8 protein-coding genes and 1 rRNA gene are annotated in these 8,124 nt (G+C 34.4%); 8 read left to right on the forward strand and 1 reads right to left on the reverse strand.

Annotated elements, in window-relative coordinates; all coding sequences use genetic code 11:
* Positions 1 to 38: 38 nt before the first annotated feature.
* Genes IJI93_RS02170 through IJI93_RS02180 form a run of 3 tightly spaced genes read left to right on the forward strand, consistent with a single transcriptional unit; the run spans position 39 to position 2,215 of the window.
* Complete coding sequence (locus IJI93_RS02170; protein ID WP_292819232.1) at positions 39 to 488, forward strand: hypothetical protein; 450 nt, start codon at positions 39 to 41, stop codon at positions 486 to 488.
* A complete protein-coding gene (locus IJI93_RS02175) occupies positions 489 to 1,748 on the forward strand; it encodes a hypothetical protein (RefSeq protein WP_292819235.1) in 1,260 nt (419 codons plus the stop codon). It abuts the gene before it with no gap.
* A 32-nt stretch (positions 1,749 to 1,780) separates the two neighbouring features.
* Positions 1,781 to 2,215: a DUF356 domain-containing protein gene (locus IJI93_RS02180; RefSeq protein ID WP_292819238.1), complete on the forward strand. Its 435-nt coding sequence runs from the start codon at positions 1,781 to 1,783 to the stop codon at positions 2,213 to 2,215.
* Here IJI93_RS02180 and IJI93_RS02185 read toward each other — a convergent pair whose 3' ends face one another.
* A complete protein-coding gene (locus IJI93_RS02185) occupies positions 2,216 to 2,707 on the reverse strand; it encodes a multiprotein bridging factor aMBF1 (protein ID WP_292819241.1) in 492 nt (163 codons plus the stop codon). It lies immediately after the preceding gene.
* A gap of 163 nt (positions 2,708 to 2,870) precedes the next feature.
* On the opposite strand from IJI93_RS02185, the gene IJI93_RS02190 reads away from it, so the two are divergent.
* The 5 genes from IJI93_RS02190 to IJI93_RS02210 all read left to right on the forward strand — a co-directional run.
* Positions 2,871 to 4,127 (forward strand): proteasome-activating nucleotidase, encoded by a 1,257-nt coding sequence (locus IJI93_RS02190; RefSeq protein WP_394355672.1) that lies wholly within the window; start codon positions 2,871 to 2,873, stop codon positions 4,125 to 4,127.
* Positions 4,128 to 4,260: 133 nt separating this feature from the next.
* Positions 4,261 to 5,241 (forward strand): PH domain-containing protein, encoded by a 981-nt coding sequence (locus IJI93_RS02195; protein WP_292819244.1) that lies wholly within the window; start codon positions 4,261 to 4,263, stop codon positions 5,239 to 5,241.
* Between the two features lie 9 nt (positions 5,242 to 5,250).
* Positions 5,251 to 6,444 (forward strand): NAD(P)/FAD-dependent oxidoreductase, encoded by a 1,194-nt coding sequence (locus IJI93_RS02200; protein WP_292819247.1) that lies wholly within the window; start codon positions 5,251 to 5,253, stop codon positions 6,442 to 6,444.
* Positions 6,445 to 6,453: 9 nt separating this feature from the next.
* A complete protein-coding gene (locus IJI93_RS02205) occupies positions 6,454 to 7,491 on the forward strand; it encodes a TIGR01177 family methyltransferase (RefSeq protein ID WP_292819249.1) in 1,038 nt (345 codons plus the stop codon).
* 532 nt (positions 7,492 to 8,023) lie between these two features.
* Positions 8,024 to 8,124: ribosomal RNA gene (locus tag IJI93_RS02210) — 16S ribosomal RNA — on the forward strand; the annotation flags it as partial.

Here is an 8,124-nt window from a genome sequence, read left to right on the forward strand (position 1 = left end):
ATTTATCTTAATTGAATTTTCGACAAAGAGGATAAAAAATGTTTATAAAAATTAGAAGAGACACATTAATTATTTTATTATTGGCGTTTATTTTAATTGTTTGTGGTCGTTTAGTCACTTATGTGGCATTCGCATCATCTGATGAAATGGATAATGGGATACCTATTTCCGGAATAATTATTAAAGGAAATGACATTGTTCCTATAGATACAATCAGAGCTAATGTTATGCAAGCGGGATTTAGAGATGGTAGTGTAATTTATGGAGATATCTTAAAAACATCCATAAGAGAAGTTTCGCTGCAAGATGCTATTCAAACGGCACAAGAATTCGCTAAGGAATCAACAGTTCCAGGTACTTCTATTACACCTATTACTGCCGCTGATGTGCAAGTAGATAAAAATACTGGTGTTGTTACTGTAACAGTTATTGAAGACTTTTCATCTGTTGAGCTTGAAAACAAATCAGTTACTGGTGTGGGTGGATAAATGGATAAACTTAAGGTTTCAATAGTTTTTTTAATTATATTTTTAATGACAATGAGTAGCGTTGCAGCTACCTGTAACATTTTAATCATTACAGATCCATCTGGTAAAGACCCGAATGGTGCTGCTGCAGGAAGTATGTCCTTTGCAGAGAACATGTTCCAATCAACATTTGTAATGTCTAAGAACAATCAGTTTGCAGTGCTATCAGGGGGTACCGGTAGTTCCGATACCAGGTTGGATTCCATTATTGATGCTATTGCTAGTTTAAATAATAATGTATCTGCGGCTTCTGCCGCATCCATTGCATCCCAATATGAGGGGGCTCGTCTTCTTGTTGGAGGTCCCAATATTGGAGCCGCAATAGGTGGATCATTTGATGCTTATGTAATTACAGTTGATGATGCGAGCAATGAAATTAAGGTTACTCCATACAGTAGCGGTGTTGCTACTTTAGAACCTGGACAAAAAGGAGCCATTATTCACCTGAGAAATACAAACGGAAATCCGATGTATGGTACCGCAGACAGTGCACGTAAAGAGGTTGCCATGAACATTGGAAAAATGATTAGGGATGGCTATCCTGCAACCACTATCTTATCTGAAGCATTAGGTCAGGTTGCAAACGAATCAGGTGAGAAATATGGTGGAGGTGGAGTGAATCTAATTTCCGGAATTTCAACCGGTGACATGTTTACTCCTCAAGACATGAACAAGACTGGTTATGCAATGAATGAGCAATATTCCAAAGCTTGTCAGGATTGTGGCTGGTCAAGAGGATATCCGTCATCTGAAGCATATAGCAGATGTCCTGTCTGTGGCGGAGAATTAAAGACAATTTATGCGTATGAGGCTTTAGGAAATGCATTAACTGTTAGTTCAGACGCGGTCAGTGTTTCCGTTTATGGAACCGACAGGCCGGGTGTCGCATCAACTACAAAAGAAATTGTTGAAGCGTCTGTTGCTAAAAACGGTTATGATTCATCTGCAATTGCCGGTTCAATTAATAGAGCTATCGACAATGGATTGCTGATAGGTGTTGACCATGTCGAATCTAAGGATTTGAATGTAAAGCAAAGTTCAAAGGCAGTAGGTGTTTATTATAATGCACTTCCTGGTGAAAAAACATCTCCTTCATGGGATTTGCCTATTGATGGAAATATCCTGAACATTTTAGGAAGTATACAGACAGTAATTGGAATTATCCTGATTCTATTAGTCGTATTTAGAAGCAGGTTATTAAAATCTTTCCAAAGCAGGTGACTTTTCACCTATTTTTTTTATTGGGGATTATTATGGCATTAATTTTAGTAAGGGGAGAAAACAATTCAAAATTACTTAGTGCAATATCAGATATTGAAAAGCATGGCAATTTGAATTTGGATACTAAGCCTAAAGTTGTTGATGCTAGCTTTGCGGATTCATTGGTTGAAAGTATTTTAAACTCAAAGCTTAAAACAAAATCTAATGTTGCAACAGCATTCTTTGTAAAGGAAGACACTACATTAAGTATTCTTCAAGTAAAAAAAATCCATCCTCCAGCCCATGTTGTAGTAGTAAGCGATGAATACGACGGATATGCTAAATTGGAAAATTTATTGGAGAATGCTCCTGATTTTCAAGGATATCGCTCTAACAAGGCTAAAAACGATGGGATGATTGATTATACAATTAAAGGCAAGCAAAGACATATAAAAAATGAGAAATTAAATAGCTATATAAAAAAATAGCTATTTCCTTTTGATTTTCATTACATTTCCTAATGTGCGTTCACCTGATGAGGTATTAATAAACTGATTTAAGTCAACATTATTAACTTTTTCAAGCAATTTTATGTTTAAGGTTTTTTCTAGTTTTTTTGTAAGCTTGATGTCAGGTGTCATTTTTCCGGTTTCAATTCTGGTAATGACTGAAACCCTTTCATTGATTTTTTTACCTAAATCCTCTCTAGACCAATCCCTTGCTTCTCTCGCGTTTCTTATAGCTATTTCATAGTCTTCAATCAATTCTTCGCTAGGTTCATCATTTCTAGAATAACTTCTATTTCTAGTATTGTTTGACTTTTTAGGGTTGCTTTGTTTTCTAAATTTTGGTTTAGGGGGTGCTTTTTGTATTGTTCCAAGCTTTGAGCACTCTTTACATACAACCATAACTGATCCTTCAATTTTTGCTCTGATTGGATTATGTTCCGGTACTTCTTTACCACAAATTTCGCATTCCATATTAATCAGGTTTCCTTATTCAATTAATTAATTATATACATATAATACTTTAAATAATATTTGTTGGTTTCAATACAAATGAATACATTTAAATATTTAAAGTTACTAATTGTTATTAAAGTAACAAAAATGTAAAATTCAAAACTAACTGGAGTTGATTCACATGGATAATTTTGACGATTTGGAAAACTCTTCAAAAGAACAATTGATTGAAAAAGTTGAATCTCTTAAAGAAGAGGTTATTCAATTAAAAGAAGAAAAATCCAAAGCAAAAAGCAACCTAATGTGGAAAGTTAGGAAATTAGAAAAGGATAAAGTCCTAATTGAAAATGAAAAGATTAGATTAGAAAGAGAAACTAAATCTCTACGTTCCGAGGTGGATAGATTCAGATCTCCTCCTTTAGTATTAGCAACAATCACTGAAGTTTTAGATGATTATAGAATGACTGTAAAAAGCAGTACCGGTCCAAGCTTTCTTGTTAACTATTCAAAATTCTTAGATGAAAAATTATTAGTTCCTGGCTCTAGAGTGGCCTTAAACCAACAAACCTTTGGTATTGTGGAAGTTTTGCCATCAGAAAAAGATGCAAATGTTTCAGGAATGGAAATAGAAACCAAACCTGATATAACATATGATAAAATCGGTGGTTTGGAAGAGCAAATTATTGAAGTTAAGGAAACTGTCGAGTTGCCATTGACCGAACCGGAATTATTTGAAAGGGTTGGTATTGAACCGCCTAAGGGAATATTGCTATATGGTCCTCCGGGAACCGGTAAAACTTTGCTTGCAAAGGCTGTGGCTAATGAAACCAATGCAACTTTCATTAAGATTGTAGCATCCGAATTCGTTAAAAAATACATTGGTGAAGGTGCAAGGCTAGTTCGTGAAGTATTTGAATTGGCTAAGGAAAAGGCTCCGGCTATCATATTCATAGATGAACTTGATGCTGTTGCAGCCAAAAGGCTTAAAAGTTCCACCAGCGGGGACAGGGAAGTTCAACGTACTTTAATGCAATTGCTTGCGGAACTTGACGGTTTTGAATCAAGGGGAGACATTGGAATAATTGGAGCAACCAATAGGCCGGACATACTCGACCCTGCATTGTTGCGTCCAGGCCGTTTCGACAGATTCATCGAAGTTCCTCTTCCAAATATTGACGGAAGAAAAGAAATTCTCAAAATCCATACCAGAAACATGTCATTGGATGAGGAAGCGGATATTGAAATTCTCGCCGATTTGACTGATGGCCTTTCAGGAGCAGATTTAAAAGCTGTTTGCACTGAAGCGGGTATGTTTGCGATTCGTGACAAGCGTGATAAGATTACTGTAGCAGACTTTATGGATGCTATAGATAAGGTAATGAGCAAAACCAAAGAGGACGAATTGTTCAAAACAGAAGCCGGAGTAATGTTCGGTTAATTATAATATATAAATAAGCCAATGATGAACCCTATGAGCTCTGATTAGTGATGAATGATGGGCGAGCTGAGGCTTATTTTTTTAATCTTTTTTTGTAAAACTTTATTTAAAAGAAATTCTAATAATATAAATTATGTTATTTGATAAAAATGATGATATAAGAAATGAGAGAATTCTTTATCAAACAAAGCCGAATATGCTTTTCGGATGTAAGAAAGCTATTTATGGTCTTGTTCTGTTAGGTATTGTCTTAATGCTTTCGCCTATGGCAATCAAATTTGTCGGTGAAATGCAAGTCTATTTGATATCTCGCATTGACCTTCCATTAACAAGATATGTAGCAATAGCATTTTTTGTCGTCATTCTTATTATTGTAATTTACATAATTTGGCAACTTTTGGGATGGTATTCAAAGGAATATACTTTAACTGATACTAGGGTTATTATCAAATCAGGAGTATTGTCCACCAAGAAAAATTATATGCCTTATGCCAGAATTCAGGATATAAATACTTCTCAAAGCATTATTGCAAGATTATTTAGAATAGGATCAATATATCTGTTCAGTGCCTATGACAATAATCAGATGGAACTGACCAATATAAGCAATCCTTCCCAAGTTGAGGAGATTATTTTTTCACATATGGTTAACTCCCGTGTGTACAGTGAGCCGCAAGCCAGATTTCCCAGAAACAATCACTATGCTGAAAGAAATTTCCAATCAAGCGATGATTATTTGGGAGCAGATGATTATTATGATGAGTTTGAACCTATCACTCCTATCGGCCATGAAAAGGATAATTTAAGAAGGGAATATGAGTATTATCCAGAAGATTTAGGCTACAATGATGAACGCTACAACAGGTATGAATATGAACCTTATGATGATAATGCTATAAGATTTGAGGGGGCTTCAAATTCCTATCAAAATGATAGCTATTATAATCAGGTAGCCGATGAATATTCCGGAAATGATGGACAACACTATCGGAATAACGGCTTCGAAGCTCATTATAATGAAAATGCTGAAAATGATGTGCATGATGAACCAATGGATATGGATGATTCAAGTGAAAAGGTCATCAGAAGACATTTTGATAAGTTTAAAAAATAAGGTCATATAATGAATTTTGATTATGATGTATGTGTAGTAGGTGCAGGTCCTGTTGGTTCAACAATTTCTTATTATTTGTCTTTAAAAGGATTGTCAGTCGTATTGCTTGACAAAAAAACAAAAATAGGATTTCCTTTGCAATGCGCGGGAATTTTAAGTTATCATATTGATGAATTTAATGAACTTCCAGAGGATATCATACTAAATAAGGTTAAAGGTGCATTCCTGCATTCCCCAAATCACATTTTAAATGTCAAAAAGGATAGTGATGTGGCGTATATCATAGATAGGGTCGCCTATGATCAATTCTTATTAAACCGAGCTACTGGCAGTGGCGTCAAATTAATCACTCAAAAGGCAGTTGACTTTAACATTGATGAAGGTTTGACAACACTTCAGAACAATGAAAAAATAAAATCAAAAGTTATAGTCGGCTGCGATGGGTATAACTCGGATTTATCTAAATATATTGGAAATGACCAGGACAATTATCCGGCTTCACAGATGCTTGTTAAAATATCCGCAAATGATATCTATGAATATAGAAAAGACAGTGAAAATATTTCGGATTATGTTGATGCTTGCCTTTTAGAAGAAGCATTGCCAGGATTTTTATGGCTTATACCTGTCGGAGAAGACCTCTACAGAGCGGGTTTGTTTTCCAAAGATTCTCACAAAAGACAAGCTGATATATTAATGGACTATTTAAATAAAAACAATTTGAAATTTGAAATAATCGAAAAATATAAGGGTTTTATACCGATATTCAATAAAAATAACAAATTGGCCAAATCAAGGGCGGTTCTCATTGGAGACGCGGCAGGACAAGTCAAGCCAACATCCGGCGGAGGATTGATGATAGCTTTTGATGCCTGCAGATTTGCAAGCGAATATATAGTTCAGGCAATCGAGAAAAATGATTTTTCGATTCTGGAAAAATATCACGAAGAATTCCTAGACAAATATCAAAAGGAGTTCAGCTATCAAATCAAGGTTCAAAAAACGCTTCAGATGTTGACAAACGATGATTTGGATTATTTATATATGAAACTTAAGGAAAATGATGGTGAAAAACTAATTTCAGAATATGGGGATATGGACACCCAATCAGTCCTAATAAAAGAATCAGTCAAAAGGGGATTGGTCTTTAAGGTCATTCCATCATTTTTATTTAAGAAAGTAGGAAAAATTTTTGGATTTTAGGTGACTATAATGGAATTATTATGTATACAATCTCAAGAACACCCTCAATTACCTATAGCAGAACTAAGGGCAGTTATGGACTGTGAAAATATTGATGCAGATATCGACATCATCACAGAGGGATTAGTTTTATTAAAGGGCATCGACTTTAAAAAATGTGGGGATTATTATAGGATTCTAACTAAAAGGTTAGGTTATACCCATGAAGTTCATGAAATAATAACTACTTCAGCAATAGACCGATTGGATGAGGATGTATCCTCAATTGACTGGTCGGAGTATATTGATGAGACTTTTGCCGTGAGGGTTAAGAGATTCCATTCAAGAATAGACACCGTTGCAACAGAGCGAAAGATTGGTTCTCTGATTTTAGAAAACTGCAGTAACATTAAAGTCAATCTTAAAAATCCAAAATCTTTAGTTCGGGTTGTTGCATTTGAAGATATTGTATATGTGGCTATTGAAAGGATTAAACTGAACAAAAAACATTTTGAAGAGACAAAGCCTCACAAAAGGCCGTTTTTCTATCCAGGTTCAATGAGCCCAAAACTGGCAAGGTGCATGGTTAATCTAGCTAGGGTTAAAGAGGGGCAACTTGTTCTTGATCCGTTTTGCGGAACCGGAGGAATACTGATTGAGGCCGGACTTATAGGATGTAGGGTTGTCGGGTCTGATATTTATTGGAAAATGAAAAATGGAACAGCCATTAATTTGGAGCACTATGGAATTACAGATTATAGGACATTTAATCTTGATGTTCGCGAGCTTAAAATGTATGAAAAAGTGGCTGCAGTTGTTACTGATCCCCCTTATGGAATTTCCACCACCACCGGTGATGTTGATGGGGAGAATATTATCAAAGAATTCTATAAGGCAATATATGATAACATGAAAGATGATGCCTATTTATGCATGGCGAGCCCTCACTTTATAGATTTAAAACCAATGGTTGATGAAGTGGGCTTTGAGATAGTTGAACAGTATGGTATTAAGATGCATAGAAGTTTAACTAGAATTATTTCTGTCATAAGAAAAAAGTTGGATTAATATATAGTCAACAGTTACATTTATATATGAGAACATAAAACTTGCCTCTAAATTGCCCCAATACTTAAGAATTATTTTTTAATTTATTTATTTCTTCAAAAACTTTTTTTTATTTTGTTTTTTTAAGTTTTAAAAAATTTTTTTTATAATATTTAATATAATTTTATTTTTTTATAAATTTAAGATTATAAAAGTTTATTTTTAAATAATAACTATTAATATTCATTTTTATAATTTTTTAATATTTTTTGCAATATTTTTTAATTGATTTTGTTAATAAAATTTCTTTGCCTATTAGATGTGCTATGTGTTTTATGGCGATGACCTAAGTTTTATTGTATGGAACAATTTTAACTATGATGGTTGCTTTTCCGCACGTAGCTATACATTCGTGAGTACTTGAATTTTCTCAAGTATGATGTTGGTTTTGTAGATGTGGTGAATTAGTTACAAACTAGTTTGTGTATTCTCGTCTATATTTTTTAGCGTACTTCATAATACTTTATACTTATTATGTTCTGTTATGTGTTCAATTCTGTTTGATCCTGGCAGATGCTACTGCTATTGGGATTCGATTAAGCCATGCAAGTCGAACGAGTTTAGGCTCGTGGCGTACGGCTCAGTAACACGTGG

It is taken from the genome of Methanobrevibacter sp. (genome assembly GCF_017431965.1).
In the GTDB taxonomy this organism is placed as follows: domain Archaea; phylum Methanobacteriota; class Methanobacteria; order Methanobacteriales; family Methanobacteriaceae; genus Methanocatella.